The following is a 21,088-nucleotide window of genomic DNA, read 5'->3' on the forward strand; positions in this document are numbered from 1 at the left end:
CGATGTTTTCGCACATCTTCATCGGCGTCACCGACTTCGACCGCGCGCTGGCGTTCTACCAGCCCGTGATGGCAGCGCTGGGCATCGCGCCGCGTTTTGTGGATACCGCCCACCCTTGGGCCGGATGGCAAAGCCACCCCAACCCGCGCCCCCTTTTTCTCATCGGTCGTCCTTTTGAAGGCGAACACGCACCGGGCAACGGCCAGATGACCGCCTTTGCTGCCAGCACCCGCGCGCAGGTGGATGCAGTGCACGCTGCGGCCCTGGCAAACGGCGGGCATTGCGAAGGGCCACCTGGCCTGAGGCCGCAGTACCACGCCAACTACTACGGCGCGTATTTCCGAGATCCGGATGGGAACAAGCTCTGCGTGGCGTGCCACGGCCCCCAAGACGCCTGAGCCCAAGCCACTTCGTCGTATCTTTTCTTCACGTCGCGGCGCCATGAGCATCTCTTGTCCTCAAGAGCCTGCGACTTGGAAAAGCCTTTGGCGGATAAAAATTATGATGGTCATCATAATTCGTGATACAGTGAGGGCATGAAGAACGCAGCCCCATCACGCAAAGAGCTAAGCCATGAGCGCATCGTGGCGGCGGCGGCGCGTGCCATCAGGCGCAATGGATTCAGCGGAGCGGGCGTTGCGGACATCATGAAGGACGCAGGCCTCACGCATGGTGGCTTCTATTCCCACTTCCCTTCTCGGGAGGCGATGCTTGCGGAAGCCACAGACAGAGCGGGCGCAGAAACCGTTGGGCTCGCCGAGTCTGCAGCTGCGTCGGTTCCAGCCGATCAAGCGCTGGAGGCCATGTTGGGGGCCTATTTGTCGGAACAGCATATCAACAATCCGGATGTTGGTTGCCCTATGGCAGCCCTCAGTTCGGAGCTGGCCCGCCAAGCCCCCGAGGTGCGGCGTGCAGCCACCCGGCGAATGAAAGAAATGGTGGATGTGATCGCACGACAGTTGCCCACCTGGGGAACACCAGAAGCCCACGAGCGAGCACTTTTTCTGGTTGCCACCATGGTGGGAGCCGTTTCCCTGGCGCGCGCCGTAGACGATCCTTCGCTGGCTGGAAGGCTCAGCAAAGCTGCTTTCAAGTACGCCCGCTCCAGTGGTGAAGAGTCGCAAAAATAGCTTCCATTTTTTTGGGGTTAAATTATGATGAGCATCATATTAGAAACTGAGATGAATTGGAAAAGTCGAAAATCAGCCTATCGAGGGCTTGTTGTCTGGCCTGTTTCGGTGTTCTTGTTTGTACGAAAATATGATGATCATCATGAAATCTTTCAGCCGTCGAACTTTGAAACGCCCTATTGATTGCCTTGACCACCAACGCTTCCACAGCAAACCACGCTGAGTGACTCGCCGAAAAGCCTGGCATTCAGCATTTTCCGAGGCGCCTGAGCCTCATTTCCTAGGAGATATCTACCATGAACACCTTCTCTCGCTTTCTCTCCGTCGCAGTAGTCGCAACGCTCACCGCAGTCGGCGCACAGGCTGCTGAGTTGGACCCGGCGCAATTTGCCACCCAGTTTGAGGGCAACCGCACGCGGGCTGAAGTCGCCGCGGAAGCTGCACAAGTACCCATGACCCGAAGCCAGATCCCTTCGGGCTCCAAAGCCGAGTCTTACAAGTCCGTGGCTGACCGCGCAGCCATCCGGGCACAGGCGGCAGATGCAGTCCGTACTGGCCAGATCTCCTCTGGCGAAACTGGCGCGCGCTAACTTGACGAAGGTGATGCGGTCCTTGTCTCGATTTGAAATATGACGGAAATCATATAAACACAATTTGATCGTCGCCAGTGGGCCGTTCACCAACCTGGATACGCCAGGAGTAAGGAAAACCATGAAAGCATTTGTCATTGATCGCTACAGCAAAAAAGGGGATCTTCGATTGGCCGAGCTGCCAACCCCGGAGCTGCGCGACGACGAAGTCCTGGTCCAGGTCCACGCTGCGGGTGTGAATCTTCTGGACTCGAAGATCCGCAGTGGAGAGTTCAAGCTCATCCTGCCTTACAAACTGCCCCTCGTCTTGGGCCACGACGTGGCTGGTGTGGTCACCCAGGTGGGCCCCCGCGTGCGGCAGTTCAAAGTGGGTGATGAGGTCTACGCACGGCCGGACGACTTTCGCATCGGTACGTTTGCTGAATTTGTGCCGGTGAAAGAGGCCTCGCTGGCGCTCAAGCCGAAGAACATCACCATGGAAGAAGCAGCGTCCCTTCCCTTGGTGGCGCTGACGGCCTGGCAGGCGCTGGTCGAGAAGGCCCAAATCAAAAAGGGTCAGAAGGTCTTTATCCAGGCGGGCTCTGGCGGCGTGGGGACCTTTGCCATCCAGCTGGCCAAGCATCTTGGTGCCACGGTGGCCACGACCACCAGCACGGCCAATGCCGCACTGGTGAAGGCCCTGGGGGCCGACGTCGCGGTGGACTACAAGACGCAGGATTTTGAGGACGTATTGCGCGACTACGACGTCGTACTGAACAGCCAGGACGGCAAGACCCTCGAAAAATCCCTGCGAGTGCTCAAGGGCGGTGGAAAGCTCATTTCCATTTCCGGCCCGCCAGATCCCGATTTCGCAAGCGCGATCAAGGCGTCCTGGCTCGTGAAGCTGGTCGTGCGGCTGCTGAGTGCAGGCGTCAGGCGCAGGGCATTGGCGCGCCGGGTCAGCTATTCGTTCCTTTTCATGAGGGCCAACGGAAGCCAGCTGCGCGAGATCACGCGCCTGGTGGAGGCCGGGGTAATACGGCCTGTGGTGGACCGGGTCTTCTCGTTTGAGTCCACCAACGACGCACTGGCCTATGTCGAATCCGGCCGCGCCAAAGGCAAGGTCGTGATCAAGGTGCGGTAGTCACCCAAAAAACCAATCAGAGCAAAGCCAAGCAGGGCCAAAGGCAGACATGGCTCGCCTGGTTTGGCTTAGCCCTGCGCAACGAAGTCTTGATTTTTGAACTGGAGTTTTTTATGAAGATTGAAAACGCTGTAGCCCTCGTGACGGGCGCCAACCGTGGCATTGGGCTGGCCTTTGCACGTGAACTCTTGAACCGTGGTGCGCGGAAAGTTTATGCCGCCGCCCGAGACCCGGCCTCCGTCACCCTGCCCGGTGTGCAGGCGCTGAAGCTTGATGTGACCAAGCCCGACGAAGTCGCCAGTGCCGTCGCCCAGGCCGGGGATGTGACCTTGCTCATCAACAACGCGGGCATCGCTCAGCCAGGGGGATTTCTCGATGACGACAGCGAAGAAGTCGCACGCCGCATCTTCGAGACCAACTTCTTCTCCGTGCTGCGCATGAGCAAGGCGTTTGCGCCCATCCTGAAGGACAACGGGGGCGGTGCCCTGCTGAATGTGCTGTCGGTCGCCTCTTGGGTGAACGGCGGAGAGCTGGCCGCCTACTCCGCCAGCAAGTCTGCCGCTTGGTCGCTCACCAACGCGCTGCGCAACGAGTTGCTGACCCAGAAAACCCAGGTGCTCGGCCTGCACATGGCGTACGTGGACACCGATCTCACCCGGGGCTTCGATGTACCCAAGTCGAGCCCTGAAAAAATCGTCCAGCGTGCGCTGGACGGCCTTGAAGCGGGTCTGGATGAAGTCCTGGCGGACGAACTCACCATGCTGGTCAAAAACGGCATGACCGCGCCCACGCCGACCTACCTGCACCCCATGGGCTGAGTAAGCCCCGATACCCGCCCCCGTGTCTTTGGCCTACCGAAAGCCCGCCATGAACCACCTCCTGAAAAAAGCGGCAGCGGCACTGCTTGCGCTGGCTGCCCCGTTTGCATCCACTCCATCACATGCCCAACAGGCCGTGCCTGGGGGCACCATGCGCGCCGCGCCAGTAGCCAGCCCAGAGCGGCCAACCTGGGCCACTGCGCCCACCCAGTCCATCTCTGCGGGCGGGGTGGCCTTTGCCTACCGCGAACTGGGCAAGCACCACGGCGGGACGCCGCTGATTCTGCTGGTCCATCTGGCGGCGGTGCTGGACAACTGGGACCCCCGCGTGGTGGATGGGCTTGCCGCCCAGCGCCACGTGATCGCGTTCGACAACCGGGGCGTGGGTGCATCCAGCGGCTCGCCATCCAACTCCATGGAGCAGATGGCCGATGACGCGATCACTTTCATCAAGGCCAAGGGCTACCAGCAGGTGGATCTGTTCGGCTTCTCGATGGGCGGAATGATTGCCCAAGAGATCGCCTTGAAGGAGCCCGATCTGGTTCGCAAAATGATTCTCGCTGGCACCGGCCCAGCTGGGGGCGAGGGCATCAGCTCCGTTGCAGGGGTGGCCAATCTGGACCTTTTGCGAGGCTTTTTCACGGGCCAGGACCCCAAGCAGTTCCTGTTCTTCACCCGCACGCCCGGCGGCATCGAAGCCGGCAAGGCTTTCCTGAAACGGCTCTCGGAGCGCACAGACAACCGTGACAAGGACATCACCGTGAGCGCCTACGTGGCCCAGTTGCAGGCCCTGAGCGCCTGGGGCAAGAAGTCGCCCGCCGATCTTTCCCAAATCAGGCAACCAGTACTCGTCGTCAACGGTGACCACGACCGGATGGTCCCGACGCTCAACACGCACGACCTGGCACGGCGGCTACCCAACAGCCAACTGGTCATCTATCCCGACGCGGGTCATGGCGGGGTTTTCCAGTTCCACGCCGACTTCGTGTCCAGCTCGCTGGCGTTCCTTGCCCGATAGATCAGATAGAGGCTTTCGCAGGTCAAACACTCCACTGAATTGGACAACCATCAATGACAAATCCATCCCCTAAAAAAGTCGCCCTGGTCACCGGGGCCTCCTCCGGCATTGGTGCCGTCTACGCGGACCGCCTCGCTGCGCGCGGATACGACCTGTTCCTTGTCGCCCGGCGCGCCGACCGCCTGGAAGCCCTGTGCACCCAGATCGCAAAGGCGCATGGCGTCAAAGCCGAACCCATCGTGGCCGATCTGACCCAAGAGCAGGATGTAGCGCGCATCGAGACAATTGTGGCCACCCAGGGGGACTTGCAAATCCTGGTGAACAACGCCGGTGTTGCGCGCCTGGCACCGGCTGCCCAGACGTCCGCGAATGAAGCGTTGGCCCAGATCAACCTCAACATCACAGCTCTGACGCGCCTGACGCAAGCTGCGCTGCCGGCCTTCTTGACAAGGAAGCAGGGCCTGATCATCAACATCGCGTCCGCCCTGGCCGTCCACTCGCTGCCCATCAGCGCCATCTACAGCGGCACCAAGGCCTTCGTATTGCAATACAGCAGAGGCCTGCAGCAAGAACTGGCCGACACCGGGGTCAAGGTGCAACTGGTCCTGCCAGCATCGACATCCACCGAACTCTGGGATCTGTCGGGCGTTCCGCTGGCGGCCCTCAACAAGGACACCCTGATGACAACCGAGCACATGGTCGCTGCGGCGCTCGCGGGTCTGGACCAGGGCGAAACGATCACCTGGCCATCCGTCGCCGATGCAAGCCTGTGGGAGAAGTACGAGGCCACTCGATCCGCACTGTTTGCGGGCACTCAAGCAGGAAAGCCAGCCCCTCGCTACCAGATCGCTTGACGCCTGCGAACGAACCGCCGGCAGCCCTTCCCCTTCCCTCTTTAGATTTTCCAAGGACAGCCCATGCTTCTCGAAGCCTTCTCCCTGCGCGCCACACCGCTGAGCAATCGCACGGTGATGTCGCCGCTCACGCGCAGCCGTGCGAGCGACAGCAACACGGCCAATAGCCTCATGGCCACCTACTACGCCCAGCGTGCAAGCGCTGGCCTCATCATCACGGAAGGCACCTCCCCGTCGCCCAACGGCTTGGGCTATGCCCGCATACCGGGGCTGTTCAATGACGCCCAGGTGCAAGGCTGGAAGCTTGTGACCGATGCGGTTCATGCCAAGGGCGGCAAGATCGTCGTGCAGCTGATGCACACCGGCCGGGTGAGCCACCAGGCCAACCTGCCAGCGGGTGCCGAGGTGCTTGGGCCTTCGCCCGAAACCTGCCCTGGCGAAATGTGGACCGATACGCAAGGCAGCCAGCCGCACACGCCGCCGCGCGCCATGACAGAGGCTGACATTCAAAACGTGATCGGCGAGTACGCCACGGCCGCGCGCCTTGCCATCCAGGCTGGATTCGATGGCATCGAATTGCACGCAGCCAACGGCTACCTGCTGGAGCAATTCCTGAACGCCAATGTCAATCGCCGCCCCGATGGGTACGGCGGCAACGCCGATGGGCGCAACCGAATCGTGCTGGAGGTCGCACGCGCGGCGGTGAACGAGATCGGCGCCGAGCGCGTCGGCATCCGCCTGTCGCCTTACGGTGTGGTCAATAGCACGGGAGCATTCGAGGGCGTGGACGCACAGTACCTGGCCTTGGTGCAGCAGCTCTCCGTCCTCGGCCTCATGTACGTTCACGTTCTGGACCATTCGGCCATGGGCGCCCCGCCAGTTTCAGCGAAGCTGAAAGCCGATCTGAGGGCGGCATTCGATGGCCCCTTCATCCTCGCCGGTGGGTTCAACAAAACCAGCGTACAACAGGCGCTGAGCGAAGGCCGTGCGGACCTGATCGCCATGGGCAGACCGTTCATCGCCAACCCGGACCTGGTCGAGCGCATGCGCCAAGACGCACCGTTGAACGCGCCCGACCCCGCCACGTTCTACACGCCCGGTGCCAAGGGCTACACGGACTATCCGACGCTCGGGGGCTGAGCATGCAACGCTCCCCGGTTGCGCCCGCAGGCCTTGGGTCTCCTGGGCGATGTCACATGACAAGGAGAATACTTTGAGCACCTACACAACCCGCCACATCGGCCAGCGCGCGCTGGTGACCGGCGCATCCAGTGGCATTGGCGCGGCCATTGCGCGTGAACTCGCGGCGCTCGGCGTTGATCTTGTGCTGACCGCGCGGCGCCGCGATGCACTTGAAGCGGTCGCTGCGACCTGCAAGGGCGTGAAGGTCGAGATCATCACCGCAGACCTCGGCAAGGCAGAGGCCGCGCGCGCGCTGTGGGATGCGGCCACTGCAGACGGATCGATCGACATCCTGATCAACAACGCCGGGTTCGGCTACTTCCGCCGTTTCGACGAGGTCGATTGGACCCGCGACGCCGAGCTCATTCAGCTCAACATGACCTCGCTCGTCCAACTCGCGCGGTGCTTCATCGACGCGCACAAGGCAAGCACCGCGCCCGCACACATGCTGAACATCGCATCAACCGGCGCCTACCAGTCGGTACCGAACATGGCACTGTACGCCGCGTCGAAGGCATTTGTCCGCAACTTCAGCGAGGCCCTCCATGACGAGCACCGCGGTACGCCGCTGTCGGTGACCTGCATTTGCCCTGGCGGCACCGAAACCGCCTTCCACGCCGCATCCGGCGGGGGTGACTACTCGTGGATTGCCAACGCGTCAACAAAAAGCGCGGAGTTCGTGGCGCACGCTGCCATCCGCGCGATGTTGCGCGGCAAGCGCACGGTGGTCCCGGGCCTGTTCAACAAGCTCTCAACCTTCGGTGTGCGCTTTTTGACCCGGCGGTTCGCGTCGCGGGTGGTAACCCATGTGCTGGGGACGCCTCGTTTGGCGTTGCCGACACGCGTGGCGACTTGAGATCGCAGACAACACCCATCTACCGAAGGATCCCGATATGAGTGACACCCACCTTACCGCCCCCACCCGCTTTGTGGAGGTGGCTGGCGACCAGTTCGCCTATCGCCGCTGGGGCAACACCGCGACAGACCAGCCACCCCTTTTCATGCTCCAGCACTTTCGTGGTGGCATGGACCACTGGGATCCGCTCATGACGGATGGGCTTGCGGCAGGCCGCGAAGTGATTCTGTACAACGGCCGAGGTGTTGCGTCGTCCTCGGGCCAGCCCCGCACGCGCATTGAACATATGGCCGACGACGCTGCGGCCGTGCTACGGGCGCTGGGCCTTCAAAAGGTCGATGTGCTGGGGTTTTCGCTCGGCGGCTTTCAGGCCCAGGATTTGACGCGGCGCCATCCGGACCTGGTCCGCAAGCTCATGCTGCTGGGCACCGGGCCCAGAGGGGGCAATCCGGACTCGGACCCGGGCGTTCTGGAACGGGCCCCGCGACCGGTGCCCACGCTCGATGACTTCCTGTTTCTCTTCTTTGGTCGTTCAGAAGCCGCGCGCCAGGCTGGGCGAGATTTTTGGAAGCGCCGCCACGAGCGGGTGGACCAAGACCCGCCGAGTTCGCCGCAAGTGATCCAGGCACAGATCGAGGCCAACATGTACTACCTGGCAAAGCTGCCGCAGCGGGCCATCCACAAAGATGCGCAATGCGCCCGCTATGTCAAAAACAGGACCTTGGAGTTCCAGATCCAGACATCGGACGGGGCTGGCCGCCACTTCCACATTGGCAACGGCAAGGTGCGCTCTGCCGCCGGGCTGACGACAAGCCCACAGTTCACCCTGATATTCAAAGATGCGGCCAAGGGATTTGCCGTTCTGTCTGCAAAGGAGAGCAAAGACGCATTTCTGAATGCACTGCGTTCAGAGGAACTTGTCATCTGTGGTGACTTTGTTGAAGTGCTGTGGTTCCAGGGCCTGACAGACTTCCTGCAGCCGCAAAAGTGAGGGTGGCATAGGCCGCCTGAGTGGCTAAAGGCGTAAACGCCTGAACATCCTCCGGCCGAGTAGCGACAGCGCAAAACTGGCGTGCAGGTCGTTCTCTCCAATTCACGTCACCACCCACCGTGTCACCGCCAAAATCACCACTGGCATCGTCACCAGCGCCAGCGCCGTAGACACCGCCACGCTGGCCGTCACCTCATCCTCGGCCACCGCATAGCGTTGCGCAAACAGGAACACATTGGCCCCCACCGGCAGCGATGCTGCCACGATCATCACCGCCAGCGGCATGCCCGACAGGCCCAGTGCCCAGCCCAGGGTGGCCAGCACGATGGGGTGCACGACACACTTGACCAGCGCAATGCGCAGGGCGGCCTTGAAGTGGTGGCCGACCTTGGTAAACGCCAGCGTCACCCCCACCAGCAGCAGCGCAATCGGCCCCAGCGCCTGGCCCAGCAGCAGCAGGGGTTTGTCAACCACCTGCGGCACCACCAGCCCGGTCTGCGCAAACAGCAGGCCCGCAATGATGGGCAGCGGCACCGGGTGCACGATGCCGTTGCGCACGGCCTGCAGCACGGTGCGCCACATGGGCTGCTGCGCGGAGCCCTCCCGGCCTGCATGCTCGCGCGCGGCGGCCAGTTCAAACACCACGGTGGCGGCGGTCAGCAGGATGAGCGAGTGCACCGAGATCAGCGTGAACAGCGTAACCAGCCCCGCATCGCCAAACACCAGGCCCACCAGCGGCACGCCGATCATCAGCGTGTTGCTGAAGGTGTTGGCCAGCGCCCGCGCCGCGCCCAGGCTGTTAAAGCCCAGCACCGCCAGCGTGGCCGTGTACACCACGCCAAACGCCACAAAGTAGATCCCCACGGGGCCGAAGTTGAGGTCTTCGATGTGCACCGTGCTCATGGTGCGAAACAGCAGCGCGGGCGTGAGCACCATGAACACGAGGTTGGCCAGGTCCTTCACGGCTGCGGCCCGAATCCAGCCGCGCCGCCCCACGTAAAAGCCGATGGCGATGAACAGGATGACGGGGATCAGCGAGGTGAAAACGGGAGAGTTCAAGGTGAAAAACCGGTGGCCGTGCGGTGGTGGAGGCCCGTATTGTGGCCGGGCCACCACGCCGGCATCCGCTGGTCACTATTGTTTTTGTAGCTGCTTGCGCTTATCCATCAAGCGCCAGTGCCCATTTTGCTTGAATATTTCATGCCCGGCAGTCGGTGTGCTGGTGCGTGGTGGATTGTCCGTGCCATAGTGCATCTCACCCCGCCACCACTGACACCCCGTGGTCTGCCAGCGTCAGGCTCACCGGTGCGCCCACATCCAGCGGCAGCTCCACCTGGGGCGAAACCACAAAGATCTCGCCCAGCGCACTCGCAAAGGTGTATTCCATGACGCTGCCCAGGTAGGTGCGTTTGGTCAGCCGGGCGGCCAGCCCGCTGGAGGTGGCGGGGCCTATGACCCAGGCTTCGGGCCGCACGGCGATCTTGACCGGGCCGGGGGCGAGGGATGCTGGCGATGGCACGCGCAAAGGGCCGAGTCGGGCATGGCTGCCAGCCGCCGGGCTTTCCCCATCCGCCGGATTGAGCGCATGGATGTGCCCCTCGAACAGCATTGCCTCGCCCATGAAGCCCGCCACAAACTCGGACGCGGGCTGCTCATACAGCGTGCTGGGCGCGCCGCACTGGGCGATGGTGCCTTTGTCCATCACCACAATCTGGTCGCTGACCGCCAAGGCTTCGCTCTGGTCGTGGGTTACATAGACCACCGTCAAGCGCAGGCGCTGCTGCAGGGCGCGGATCTCTTCGCGCATGGCGCGCCGCAAGCGGGCGTCCAGGTTGGACAGCGGCTCGTCAAACAGCAGCACGGCGGGCTCCAGCGCCAGCGCCCGGGCCAGGGCCACGCGCTGCTGCTGCCCCCCCGAAAGTTCATGGGGCCTGCGCAGGTCCAGGCCCTGCAGGCCCACGGTGTCGAGCATGGCGCGGGCCTTGTCGCGCACCTGCGGCGGGCGCAGGTGCAGCCCGTGCAGGCCGTAGCACACGTTGTCGATCACGTTCAGGTGCGGGAACAGTGCATAGCTCTGGAACACCAGGCTCACATTGCGCTGCGCCGGGCCAAGGGTTGTCACGTCCTGCCCGTCGATGAAGATGCGACCCGCCGTGGGCGATTCGAGCCCGGCAATCATCCGCAGCGTGGTCGTCTTGCCGCAGCCCGATGGCCCCAGGATGGTGGTGAGCGTGCCACGGGGCACCACAAAGCTGATGTGGTCCACCACCAGCGGGGCGTCGGCAGACGGGCCGTAGCGCTTGCAAACGCTGTGGAACTCAATGCCGTGGGGGGCAGCGGTGTTCGTCATGGTCCGTAGGTTCTGGTTATTGCCATCTCAGTCGCCCGTAGCACTGCCAGGCCCCTGAACCAAGAGACCGGCGCGCCCTGCGCCAGAGCAGCCGAGCAAGGGCCGCCCGGCAGCGAGGGCTGCGTCCCCCCAGGGGGAAGGCGCCGCAGGCGACACAGGGGGTTTCCTATTCATGCCAGGCAACAACGGCATCGACACCGATGACCTGCCCTGCGTCCATGCGGTTGAACAGCATGACCTGGGCGCCCATCGCCTCGGCAATCTGCCGGCAGATCGACAACCCCAGCCCCACCCCGCCCTGCCCTGCCGAAAACGGCTGGAACAACCGCTGTCGCACGGCGTCGTCAATGCCAGGGCCTTCGTCCCACACCAGCAGCTCGCGCCGCCCGGTGCTGTTGCGCAGCAGCACCCCCAGCCGCCCATGCACGGGCGTGTGGTGGATGGCGTTGGCCAGCAGGTTGCGCATGAGCTCGCCCAGCAGCGCCGCGTCGCCGGGGGCCCACAGCGTATCGGGGCCTTCCAGCGCAAAGTCCAGCCGCTTGGCGGCGATCAGTGGCGCCAGCTCCATCACGGCCTCGCGGGCCATGGCGTTCAAATCCACGCTGGGCAGCTCGCCCATGCGCTGGAGCTGCTCCACCTTGCTCAGGCTCAGCAGCTGGTTGGCCAGGCCCGAGGCGCGGTCTACCGTGTGCAGCATCTGCTGCAGCGCATCGGCCACCAGCACATCGCCCGCAATGGCCGACTGCAGCTGCGTGCGCAGCACCGCCATGGGGGTGCGCAGCTGGTGCGTGGCGTCGGCCAGAAAACGCCGCTGCTCCTCGATCCATCGGCTCTGGCTTTGCTGCAGCTCACCAAAATGCTGCACGGCAGGCGCCAGCTCTGACGGGCCTTCGTAGCCCTGGCCGGTGCCGCCTGCACCCGGCTGGGTTGGCGGAGTGAGCGACACATCCGCGTGCAGCAGCCAGCCCGACGCGATGCGCGCCAGCACCATCGCCACCGCCGTCATGGCCAGGGCCAGCAGAACCACTGGGCGCAAACCCGCGCCTTCATCCATCAGGCGGGCCACACTGGGCAGGCGCTCGCTGAACGGCCGCGCCACCTGGCGCACCACCGGCGGGGCGGCGCCCTGCCCGCCCCCAGCCACCGCCGGCTGGTGCAGCGTGGCGGCAACGCGCACCAGTTGGTCGCCCACCTGCGCCAGGTAAAAGTGCACGCTGCCCTGCCCTTGCACGGGCTCAGAGGGTGGTACACGCGGCAGGTCGGCGCTGCCCGCCAGGCGCTCGCCGTCCAGGCTGCTTTCGCGGAACCAGACCGCAGGGGCTTGCTCCATGGCGGATGCACCGGCCTGCGGCTGCAACACCGTCGGCCAGGTTGTCAGCGCCCTGTGCAGCACGGCATCCTGCGCGGCTGCGTTGTGCCGTACCTGCTGCACCACCTGCACCGTGGCAACCAGGGCCACCAGCGCCCACAGCGGCACGAGCAGGCCCACCAGAAGCAGCCGCTGTAGCGATCCTCCGCGCGGGCGCCAGGGCCTGCGCTGCCACCACGGCGTGTTCACCGGAGCGCCCCGCCCTTCTCGGCCTTGTCGACCTTGTCGCCTTTTTGGGCGGCCATGCTGTCGGCATCACACAGCAGGTAGCCCACGCCGCGCAGGGTCACGATCTCGGCATTGGTGCCCACCAGCTTCTTGCGCAGGCGGTGCACCACCACCTCCACCGCATCGGCCTGCACCTGCTCATCGGTGTTGGCAAACACCTGGGTGCGCAGCTCTTCCTTGCTCACCACGCGGTCGATGCGCGACATCAAGAGGCGCAGCAGCTCCGCCTCACGCTGCGACAGCTCCAGCGGCAGTGCCTCGTTGTAGAACGCGCCACTGGCCGGGTCGCGGTGGAGCGCACCACAGCGCAACTGCCCGTCGCGTCCTACACGGCGTGTCAGGGCCCGCAGGCGCGCCACCAGCTCGTCCAGGTCAAACGGCTTGGCCAGGTAGTCGTCCGCCCCAGCCTCCAGCCCTGCCACGCGGTCGGTGACGGCCGCCCGGGCCGTGAGCGCCAGCACGGGCGTGGTGCTGCCGCCATCGCGCAGGCGTCGCAGCACCTCCAGCCCGTCCAGGCCCGGCAAAGACAGGTCCAGCGTGATCACATCAAAGGCCGTGCGCCGCGCCGCCGCCAGGGCCTCTTTGCCGTCGGCGCAGCACAGCACCTCAAAACCGCGCGCCACGAGGCTGCGGCTCAGGGCACCGGCCAGATCAAAATCGTCCTCGACCAACAGCAGTTTCATGCCCCGATCATGCCGCCTGCGCTGAGCCCGGCCACTGTGGTTATACCCAAGGACCTTGAAAGCAAGACGAAAGCGTCTGCCATGAAGGATGTGCCGCATCGGCCTCACGGGCGCGCACATCTTCCGGGCTAGTCACAGGGTGGCCGCCATACAGGGTGCAACACGGCCTCGGGCGGCGCTGAAAAATAGCGGGTCCAATGCTTGATCTCCTTCAGGCGCAGGGTTTCGCGCAGCGCATCCCCCGCACTGCGTACGTTCCGGATACATTGCGTCGGGTCGTTTTCAAATAGGTGAAGCTCCGAGGTGATCCGTACGGCATCTCGCAACAGCGCCGCAGCCGCGCCCTTGCGATAGGGTTTGTGAACCATGCGAAGGTCGCTGACCACGCAGCGACGGCCAGCACGCAGGCTCAGCACCAAGTCTGCGTAGTGCCTGGAATCCTTGAAGTGGGCCGAATCACCCACCGCCTTGTTCTGAAAATCGTCGTAAAGCGTCCATCCCAGTGCCTGCAGGCGCTCGGCCGCATGGGTCTTGCCCGCCCCGGGGAGCCCGCCCACCAGCACAAGGTGGGTTGCATCGCCGGGGCTGATCCCGCCCTGGCTGACGGCATGTTTCTGAAAAACCTTCATCTGCACGCTGCTCCGGTAGGAAAAAAGCCCGCCCGCATCGACCGCAGAGAGATCGGGACCGGAACCCATGCCACCAATCGAAAGATTGATAGAAGACGCTGCACCAGGTTTTGCTGGTGCCAGCCAGTGGGGGCATTGTTGCCATTTGCTACATAGATGGTAGCTGCAGGAGGCGCCCGGGGATGCCTCACGGGCCGGGTGATCAGTGCCGCCAGGCAAGGCAGCACTTTTAAAACTTTTTAGAATATTGAAGCAAAAACAAATTCCATTTGAGATATAATTGAACGGTTGCAGTCACGGCTCTTGATGCGCGCAGTCACCGCAACGCCTGTTCAGGGTGGTAATCCGCCCCAGGCAGGCCGCCTTTTGCGACCTTTGTGGTTGCTCATTGGGTCTGTAGAGCTGCAGCCCACTGCGTCCCTTGATGCTCACGCAGGTCGATTTCCACGCCTGCGATCCTGATTGATCCAGATTTCACAGACCGCCATTTCCATGGGCAAGTACGTCGTTTCGCCCACGACACATCCGACCGACTGCGGCCGCTTCCGCGCCTCCTTCTCGGTCCATCGTTCTCAGGGCAACGGCAGCTACTGCCGCGTGTTCCGTTTTGACAAAGCCTTTGCCTCGCGCGAAGCCGCCCGGCTCTTTGCAGTCACCCAGGGCTGGCTGCAAACGTGCATGCCGCACCCCCCAACGTGCTGATGACCTGATCTGCGACCTGCAGATCCCATCCACCCATCCCAGTTGCTGCGGACACTCGATCCGCACAGCTGCATCCCAACGGTACGCCCTTCGTTGCGCACCACATTTCAGAAAGGCTCAACCATGAGCAGCAAAATCTACGTGGGCAACCTGCCCTACTCCGTGACCGATTCCACCCTGGAAAGCAACTTTTCCGAATTCGGCCGGGTCTCCTCCGCCAAGGTCATGATGGACCGCGAAACCGGCCGATCCAAGGGCTTCGGCTTTGTGGAAATGGCCTCCGCCGAAGTCGCCCAGGCCGCCATCAGCGCCCTGCACGGCATGTCCGTTGACGGCCGCTCGATCGTCGTGAACCTGGCCCGCCCCCGTGAAGAAGGTGGCGGCGCCGGTGGCTACAAGGCCGGCGGCTACAGTGCGAGCACACGCTCGGACGTTGGCTACGGCACGGGTGGCTTCGGCGGCGGTCGTTACTGATCCAGGCAACCCTCTGTGAAAAACCGGTTCTGAGGAGCCGGTTTTTTTTCGCCTCGCATCCATAGGATACGCAGGGTTTCAGTTGCTATCAATAGAGTAGCTGCTTGCGCTTGATGGCTAAGCGCACAAGTCCGAAAACATGTTCGATTGCCAGCATCCAATGGAGGCATCAGGCATCAGGCAGCAATCACCCCGTGGTCCCAGGCAAAAGCGCACTGGAAGCACCCCAGCAAAACCACCGAAAACCAGAAGGGGACGAGGAAGGCAAGCCATGCGACGCTCGCAGGCAATTGCCCCTGGCACGCCTTACTGAAACACGCAAACGCCCAATGACTGACTTTTGGCCCGGTACATGGCGGTGTCTGCAGCGCGCAGGTAGTCGTCGACCGTCGCCAGCCTGGATGCGCTGCTGGCCAATCCGATGCTCGCACCACTGATCACGGTGTGCCTGCCAATGACGTAAGGTACCTCCAGGGCGGCGGCAATCTGCTCCGCGCGTTGGCGGGCTTCAGCGGGATCGATGGACTCCAACAGCACATTGAACTCGTCGCCACCCATGCGGGCGACCAGATCGACAGCCCGCACGCAGGATTCGAGCCGCCGCGCCACCTGTTGCAAGAGCTGGTCACCCACATGGTGCCCGTAGCTGTCATTGACGGCCTTGAACCCGTTGAGATCCAGCAGCAGCACGGCGAACATCGTGGCTCCATCGCGTATCGGAACGCCACCTCCATTCACCACCTCGTTCTGGTGCAGCGCGATGAGTTGCGCGAGGCGATCGCGGAACAACGGCCGGCCGGGCAAGTTGGTCAGCGCATCGTAGGAACTGCCACGCTCGGCCAGATCGCTCAACGATCCCGCCATGCGCACGGGAACACCCTCTTCGAACTCGGCGAGCCCGCGCCAATTGACCCACACCAGCCGCCCTGCTCCGTGGAACGCGCGGAAGTCCACCGAAAAGTTCGGGCTGTTTCCCGACAGGTGCCTGCGGTAGGCCTCCTGCACGCGCTCGCGATCCTCGGTATCGATGAGCTGCTCCAAAAAGCGCCAGCCTCCGTCATGCACAAGATCGGCGCTACCCAGTCCGACGATCTGGAGAAAACGCCCGGACACATGCAGCGCGTCCGTTCGCAAGTCCCAATACCAGATGCCGTCATTGGATCCGCGCGTCGCCAGCGAATAGCGGTTTTCGGAGCGCAACAACTCGAGCTCGGTGTTCTTCTGCTGGGTCACGTCGATCATCAGGCCGATCATGCGGTTCGGCCGCCCCGGCTCGACCACCGCGCGGCACAGATCGCGCACCCACACGACCTTGCCGGACTTGGCAATCAGCCGATAACTCATCTCGTAGGCATGGCTGTGCGTGGCGTTGTAAGCGGCATCGTCGATGCGCAGGGCCTCCTCCAGATCGTCGGGGTGTACGTGCGCCCGCCAGAAGCCCGGGTCAGCCCGCCACTCCTCCACGGAGTAGCCGAACAAGCGTTCGACCTGCGGGCTCAGGAAGGTATTGCCCACGCCGATTTCAGCCTCCCACACCACGCCATCAATGGTTTCCAGCAAGCGCAGAAAGCGCTGGCGAACTTCCACCAGCACCTGTTCGGTGACCTCGGTGATCTCGATCAGGACACCCTGGCGGCTGATCACCCGGTCCGCCGCATCCGTCTCCGGGTGGAACTGCAGACGCACCCAGCGATAGTCCGCATCGGCAAATCGCAAGCGGAACACCGGCATGCCCGAACGCATGGTGCCGACGTCGTCGGGATGCACGAACTCCAGCAAAGACCTGCCAAGCGCCGCCGCCACCGAATGGCCGGTGAGCTTGTGCCACGCCGGGTTCAGATAGGTGATCTCCCACAGCGCATCGGTTTGCACCACCGCCTCGGGTAACAGTTGCAGCAGTTTTGCGGACGGCGCGGGAGTGGGAGGCATGCAGGGCTGTTGCAAAAAAAGGGAGCGAAATCAACCACGTGAGATCAAGTATGGCACGGGTCCCGGGCATTTGAGCCCCCTTGGTTTCAGTGGTTTCGGACAGCCAAACAGCGCAAGCCAGTAACGCCCTCCTCCGCCGCTGGCTCGCTCACATCACGACGGCTTCACCCGTCAGAACGCCACCTTCACCCCCACCGTCAGATTGCGGCCCATCAACGGCGCGGCATTTTTGATGAACGAGGTGTGCGCATACGCCAGGCGGTCCGTCAGGTTGTTCGCCTTCAGGTACACCTGCCACGGCGTTCCGCTGCTGAACTGGCCGTTGTAGCTGACGCCCAGGTTCAGCATGCCGTAGCCGGGCGTGGCGGTTTCAAACTCGGCCACGCGGTTCTGGCGGGCCACCTGGACCCATTCGACCTGGCCTTCCCAGGCTTGCCAGTTGGCGTCCAGGCGGATGCCCGCGCGGGTGGCGGGGATGCGCGGTAGGCGGCCGCCGCCTGCGTCGAGCGTGGCGCGCACGGTGTCGCCGAACAGCGTGATGCCCAGGTTGCGGTTCAGACGCTGGCGCACCTGGCCTTCGATGCCGGTGAAGGTGGCGTCGGCCTGGCTGTATTGCAGCAGTTGCAGGCCATCGACTTCATCGAGCGTGCGGCCGTAGATGTAGTTGTTGATGCGGTTGCGGAAGATGCTGACGCCAAAGGTGGTGTCGCCGCTGGTCTTCTTCAGGCTCACGTCGATGTTCTGCGAGATCTCGGACTTCAGGTCGGCGTTGCCGCGCTCATACGTGCTGGTGGCCATGTGCAGGCCCTTGGCATACAGCTCTTCGGCCGACGGGGCGCGGCTGGCGCGGGTGAACGAGGTGCCGACCTGGTAGCCGGGCGTGAACTTCCACACCGCGCCCAGCGATGCCGAGGTGCCGTTGTGGCTGCGTTCGATGCCGCTGGTTTGCGCTTCGGCCGTCTGGCGGTCGTGGCGCAGGGCGGCTTCGAAGCGCCAGTCGCCCAGGCGGTATTCCTCCAGCGCGAACAAGCCCAGCTTGCGGATGATGGTGGGCTCCACGTAGGCTTCTTCGCCCTCGGCGCTGAACTTGCGCTGCGAGGTTTGCAGGCCGATGACGCCCTTGAAGCCTGCAATGGGCGCGTGCTGCAGCTCGATGCGGGTGTCGTAGGCCTTGTTCTTGAAGGTGGTGCTGATGGCACCGTCTTCGACTTCGTCGTGCACGTAATCCGTCACGCCCGCGCGAAGGCGTAAGGCCGAGAAGCCGGCGAAAGGGTTGCGCAGCTCGCCGCGGATGTCGAAGCGTTCGCTGGCGAGTTGAACCACCGGCACGTCGCCATGTTCTTCGGCGCCGTGGTCGTGGCCGTCTTCCTCCTCTTCGTGCGCGCCGCAGTGCAGGTGGTCGCCGTGCGTGTGGCAGCCTTCAAAGCTGTGGTTGTGGCCCGGCAGGCCGTATTTGGCGGTCTGGCGGGTGTAGGCGGCGCCCAGGTAGCCGCGCTCGCCCACCCACGACAGGCCAACGCTGCCGGTGTCGGTGCGGTTGAAGCTGCCCAGCACCTTGCGGGTGGGTTCGCCCTCGGGCGCCCAGCCCTTGCCGACTCGGTAGTCGCCCGCATCGCGCGCCACGCCTTCCACATGCACGGCCAGGTTGCCAGCGCCGCCGGTCAGCGAGAAGGCACCTGCTTTTTCACGCGCGCCGGAGTTGGCGCGCAGCTCGGCGCTGCCCTCGTAGCCCTTTTGCGGGACGGCAGTGGGGATCTTGCCGTCGAGCACATTGACCACGCCGCCCACGGCGCCGTTGCCGTAGACCAGGGCCGAGGGGCCGCGCAGCACTTCGATCTGTGTGGCCAGCAGTGGCTCGGACACCACGGCGTGGTCGGGGCTGATGGTGGAGGCGTCGTGCAGCTCGGCGCCGTCGCTCAGCACCTTGACGCGCGGGCCGTCCATGCCCCGGATGATGGGGCGGCTGGCACCGGCGCCGAAGTGGCTGCTGGTGATGCCGGGCTCACTGTTCAGCGTTTCGCCCAGGGTGGCCTCACGGCGGCGCACGAGTTCATCGCCTTCCAGCACGGTGACCGGCGTGGTCATCTCATTGGCGCCCAGTTGCAGGCCGCTGGCCGAGACGGTGACGGGCGGCAGGCTGGCGGGGGCCGCAGCGCTGTTGTCGGCAGGCGCGCCCACCGGCGCGGCTTGCGCGTGCGCCACGCCGGTGCCCGTCAGCGCCAGCATGGCGGCCAGGGCCACGGGGTGGAGGGTGGGACAGGCGCGAAGAACAACGACGGGGCGGCGAGGTTGGGATGTGGTGTGGGTCATGGTGCGGTGTGGCAACGGGTGCTTGAACGTGTGCGGGAACCCATGCGCAGGGGCGTGGTGCATGCACCGGTGCTGGCGGGGCCGGCACGCAGACACATGGCTTCCTCGCCCTGGGCATGAAAATTTGACTAAAAATGGCCGCCAGCGCTTGTCTATCAAGCGCGAGCAGCTATGGAATCAGGAGTAAATGGGCAAAGCGCGATAGCGCAGCCCTGCAAGGCCGGGCAAGGCGTTGGCGGCCCGGCCCGCGATGCGGTGGGCGCGTAGGCGGTTTGCTGCGGTCAGGCCGTGGGCGGGCCACGCGCCTGGAATAGCGCAACGTGCGGGGCCGTAGAACGCCCAGCATGTTGTATCGGCGGTGCCTGCGCGGGCACCAGGGTGGGCAGCGCCTGGGGGGCGCTGTGCAGTGCGTCGCCCAGCGCGAGCTGGTCGAGCAAAAGGCAGTCCACGGCCGCGTGGGGGACCAGGAGCAGTGATAGCAGCCCGTGGGTGTGGTCTGCCTCGGTGGACGGGGCCGCGTCCTCATCAGCTGCCAGCGAAGCGGCTGCGAGCCTGTGGTGTGCGTCGGCTTGCTGCGCAGCTTGCACCGCGTGACCGGCACGCATCTGCTCCAGCCCCTCCGCATGCTCCACTTGGTGCAGGCGCCCCAGCGTGGGCACCACCACCAGCGCCAGCAGCAGCCACGCCAGGGCGGCCTGCGTGGGCAGTTGCTGGCGCAGGCGGCGCCACAGGGCGGCCAGTGGGGTTGGAAACAACGGGGTCACAAGAGGAACAAGGCAGGCAGCGGGATCGGGGAAAAGGCGGCGGAATTACTTCACGGGCACCGCGTCCACCACGCGGTAGTACAGGCCATATTGGTCGTTGGGGAGCACGGTGAACTTGCCCTCCACCACCACCGGTTCCAGCGAGTAGCGCACGGGGGTCTTGGCCTTGACCTCGACCATGCTCTCTGGCCCGCCCGGCGTGCAGAACGAGCAGGTCATTGGCACGGAGGTAAGTAGAAAGTGGGTCTGCGTGGGCTTGGCATCCAGCGGCACCATGAAGCCCTGGATGCGCTGCGTGGTCTTGTCCATGCCCTTTTGCGCGTCGTTGAACACGGGCAGGATGCCGTCCTTGGTGGTCTTTTTGGTCAGGTCGGTCAGCACGGACCACGGCACCACGTCATTGCGCTGGGGCAGCGGCGCAATGGGGCTGTTGGGGCTGTGGTAGCCCGCCCCGCTGCCCGACGCAACGCCCGATGGCATGGCGGTGCCCGCGCCCGCAGGCAAAGGGGATGAGAGCGCGGGTGCGGTGGTGGGCGCGGCACCGGGCGTTTTTCCGGTCGCGCGTTCAAACTCCCCCGGCGCTGGTTTGCCCGTGGGCGCAGCGGTCGGCGACTGTGCGAGTACGGCCCCCGCCCAGGCCAGCGCCAACCACGCACAGGCGTGCCGGGCAGTGCGGGTGCGGCTGGCTCGGGCATCGGGTTGTGCTGCGGGATGACGGTGAGCGGGGTGGATTGCCATGGCGGGAAACCTGATCTGTAGCGTTTTCAGAAATGGTAGTGGGCCTGGAGGCCCATCGCCTCAGTGCGCGTGCTTCATGCCGCAGTATTTGCCAATCGCCAGACCCTTGCAGGCAGTCTGGAGTTCCTTCTGGCAGACGTCCTCGCCCTTGCCGGATTCGAGGCACTTGGCGGCGGCCTCGTGGGCGGCGGCCATGGCGCGGTGGCGGGCGATGTCTTCTTTGGTCTCTTTGTCGTTGTGGGCCTGGGCGTGCGCCAGGGCGCCGACGAGCAGCATGGGGGCCAGGGCGAGTGCGGTGAGGAGCTTTTTCATGGAAGGCCTTTCAGATTGGTTGGTGGACGGTTTTTAGA

The 21,088-nt window shown here is 64.1% G+C and carries 22 protein-coding genes; 12 read left to right on the forward strand and 10 right to left on the reverse strand.

Translation table 11 applies throughout. From position 1 onward, the window contains the following. The first annotated feature begins 2 nt into the window (after positions 1-2). The 10 genes from C8C93_RS07295 to C8C93_RS07340 all read left to right on the forward strand — a co-directional run bounded on the left by C8C93_RS07295 (position 3) and on the right by C8C93_RS07340 (position 8,562). Entirely contained in the window at positions 3-398 is a 396-nt protein-coding gene (locus C8C93_RS07295; protein ID WP_121506401.1) for a VOC family protein, read from the forward strand. Positions 399-536: 138 nt separating this feature from the next. After that, positions 537-1,130: a TetR/AcrR family transcriptional regulator gene (locus tag C8C93_RS07300; protein WP_121420177.1), complete on the forward strand. Its 594-nt coding sequence runs from the start codon at positions 537-539 to the stop codon at positions 1,128-1,130. A gap of 296 nt (positions 1,131-1,426) precedes the next feature. Continuing rightward, entirely contained in the window at positions 1,427-1,720 is a 294-nt protein-coding gene (locus C8C93_RS07305; RefSeq protein ID WP_121506402.1) for a hypothetical protein, read from the forward strand. A 121-nt stretch (positions 1,721-1,841) separates the two neighbouring features. Further along, positions 1,842-2,843, forward strand: coding sequence for an NADP-dependent oxidoreductase (locus tag C8C93_RS07310; RefSeq protein ID WP_121506403.1), 1,002 nt, complete (start codon positions 1,842-1,844; stop codon positions 2,841-2,843). Positions 2,844-2,956: 113 nt separating this feature from the next. After that, positions 2,957-3,661: an SDR family oxidoreductase gene (locus tag C8C93_RS07315; RefSeq protein WP_121508686.1), complete on the forward strand. Its 705-nt coding sequence runs from the start codon at positions 2,957-2,959 to the stop codon at positions 3,659-3,661. A 151-nt stretch (positions 3,662-3,812) separates the two neighbouring features. Beyond that, positions 3,813-4,679 carry an alpha/beta fold hydrolase gene (locus C8C93_RS07320; protein WP_121508687.1) on the forward strand — a complete coding sequence of 289 codons (867 nt, stop codon included), beginning with the start codon at positions 3,813-3,815 and terminating at the stop codon, positions 4,677-4,679. 53 nt (positions 4,680-4,732) lie between these two features. Beyond that, positions 4,733-5,533 (forward strand): SDR family oxidoreductase, encoded by an 801-nt coding sequence (locus C8C93_RS07325; protein ID WP_121506404.1) that lies wholly within the window; start codon positions 4,733-4,735, stop codon positions 5,531-5,533. Between the two features lie 63 nt (positions 5,534-5,596). After that, entirely contained in the window at positions 5,597-6,673 is a 1,077-nt protein-coding gene (locus tag C8C93_RS07330) for an alkene reductase (RefSeq protein WP_121506405.1), read from the forward strand. A 73-nt stretch (positions 6,674-6,746) separates the two neighbouring features. Beyond that, positions 6,747-7,571 (forward strand): SDR family oxidoreductase, encoded by an 825-nt coding sequence (locus tag C8C93_RS07335; protein WP_233559258.1) that lies wholly within the window; start codon positions 6,747-6,749, stop codon positions 7,569-7,571. A gap of 37 nt (positions 7,572-7,608) precedes the next feature. After that, entirely contained in the window at positions 7,609-8,562 is a 954-nt protein-coding gene (locus tag C8C93_RS07340) for an alpha/beta fold hydrolase (protein ID WP_121506407.1), read from the forward strand. A 102-nt stretch (positions 8,563-8,664) separates the two neighbouring features. Here the strand turns inward: C8C93_RS07340 and C8C93_RS07345 are convergent, their stop codons facing one another. From C8C93_RS07345 to C8C93_RS07365, 5 genes are all read right to left on the reverse strand, one after another. Further along, complete coding sequence (locus C8C93_RS07345) at positions 8,665-9,621, reverse strand: AEC family transporter (protein WP_121506408.1); 957 nt, start codon at positions 9,619-9,621, stop codon at positions 8,665-8,667. A 196-nt stretch (positions 9,622-9,817) separates the two neighbouring features. After that, positions 9,818-10,912 carry an ABC transporter ATP-binding protein gene (locus tag C8C93_RS07350; RefSeq protein ID WP_121506409.1) on the reverse strand — a complete coding sequence of 365 codons (1,095 nt, stop codon included), beginning with the start codon at positions 10,910-10,912 and terminating at the stop codon, positions 9,818-9,820. A 166-nt stretch (positions 10,913-11,078) separates the two neighbouring features. Beyond that, complete coding sequence (locus tag C8C93_RS07355; protein ID WP_121420168.1) at positions 11,079-12,470, reverse strand: HAMP domain-containing sensor histidine kinase; 1,392 nt, start codon at positions 12,468-12,470, stop codon at positions 11,079-11,081. After that, the gene (locus C8C93_RS07360) at positions 12,467-13,192 is read right to left on the reverse strand and encodes a response regulator transcription factor (protein WP_055401899.1); all 726 of its coding nucleotides are present in this window, start codon (positions 13,190-13,192) and stop codon (positions 12,467-12,469) included. The genes C8C93_RS07355 and C8C93_RS07360 overlap by 4 nt, the downstream gene beginning before the upstream one ends. 128 nt (positions 13,193-13,320) lie before the next feature. Further along, on the reverse strand, positions 13,321-13,890 hold the full coding sequence (locus tag C8C93_RS07365) for a hypothetical protein (protein ID WP_121506410.1): 570 nt from the start codon (positions 13,888-13,890) through the stop codon (positions 13,321-13,323). Positions 13,891-14,313: 423 nt separating this feature from the next. Between C8C93_RS07365 and C8C93_RS07370 the strand changes: the two genes are divergently transcribed. Further along, positions 14,314-14,523 (forward strand): hypothetical protein, encoded by a 210-nt coding sequence (locus C8C93_RS07370; protein WP_055401919.1) that lies wholly within the window; start codon positions 14,314-14,316, stop codon positions 14,521-14,523. Positions 14,524-14,646: 123 nt separating this feature from the next. Next, a complete protein-coding gene (locus tag C8C93_RS07375) occupies positions 14,647-14,997 on the forward strand; it encodes an RNA-binding protein (protein ID WP_055401895.1) in 351 nt (116 codons plus the stop codon). Positions 14,998-15,303: 306 nt separating this feature from the next. Here C8C93_RS07375 and C8C93_RS07380 read toward each other — a convergent pair whose 3' ends face one another. The 5 genes from C8C93_RS07380 to C8C93_RS07400 all read right to left on the reverse strand — a co-directional run bounded on the left by C8C93_RS07380 (position 15,304) and on the right by C8C93_RS07400 (position 21,050). Next, on the reverse strand, positions 15,304-16,926 hold the full coding sequence (locus tag C8C93_RS07380) for a sensor domain-containing diguanylate cyclase (protein WP_121506411.1): 1,623 nt from the start codon (positions 16,924-16,926) through the stop codon (positions 15,304-15,306). Positions 16,927-17,097: 171 nt separating this feature from the next. Continuing rightward, positions 17,098-19,236, reverse strand: a complete 2,139-nt coding sequence (locus tag C8C93_RS07385; protein ID WP_233559259.1) for a TonB-dependent receptor domain-containing protein — start codon at positions 19,234-19,236, stop codon at positions 17,098-17,100. A gap of 281 nt (positions 19,237-19,517) precedes the next feature. Then, positions 19,518-20,000: a hypothetical protein gene (locus tag C8C93_RS07390; protein ID WP_370108429.1), complete on the reverse strand. Its 483-nt coding sequence runs from the start codon at positions 19,998-20,000 to the stop codon at positions 19,518-19,520. Positions 20,001-20,045: 45 nt separating this feature from the next. Continuing rightward, positions 20,046-20,738 carry a DUF3299 domain-containing protein gene (locus C8C93_RS07395; protein WP_370108430.1) on the reverse strand — a complete coding sequence of 231 codons (693 nt, stop codon included), beginning with the start codon at positions 20,736-20,738 and terminating at the stop codon, positions 20,046-20,048. A gap of 60 nt (positions 20,739-20,798) precedes the next feature. Further along, positions 20,799-21,050, reverse strand: coding sequence for a hypothetical protein (locus C8C93_RS07400; protein ID WP_121506414.1), 252 nt, complete (start codon positions 21,048-21,050; stop codon positions 20,799-20,801). Between the last annotated feature and the right edge of the window lie 38 nt (positions 21,051-21,088).

Origin of the sequence: Acidovorax sp. 93 (genome assembly GCF_003633835.1) — a bacterium.
GTDB lineage: Bacteria > Pseudomonadota > Gammaproteobacteria > Burkholderiales > Burkholderiaceae_C > Acidovorax > Acidovorax facilis.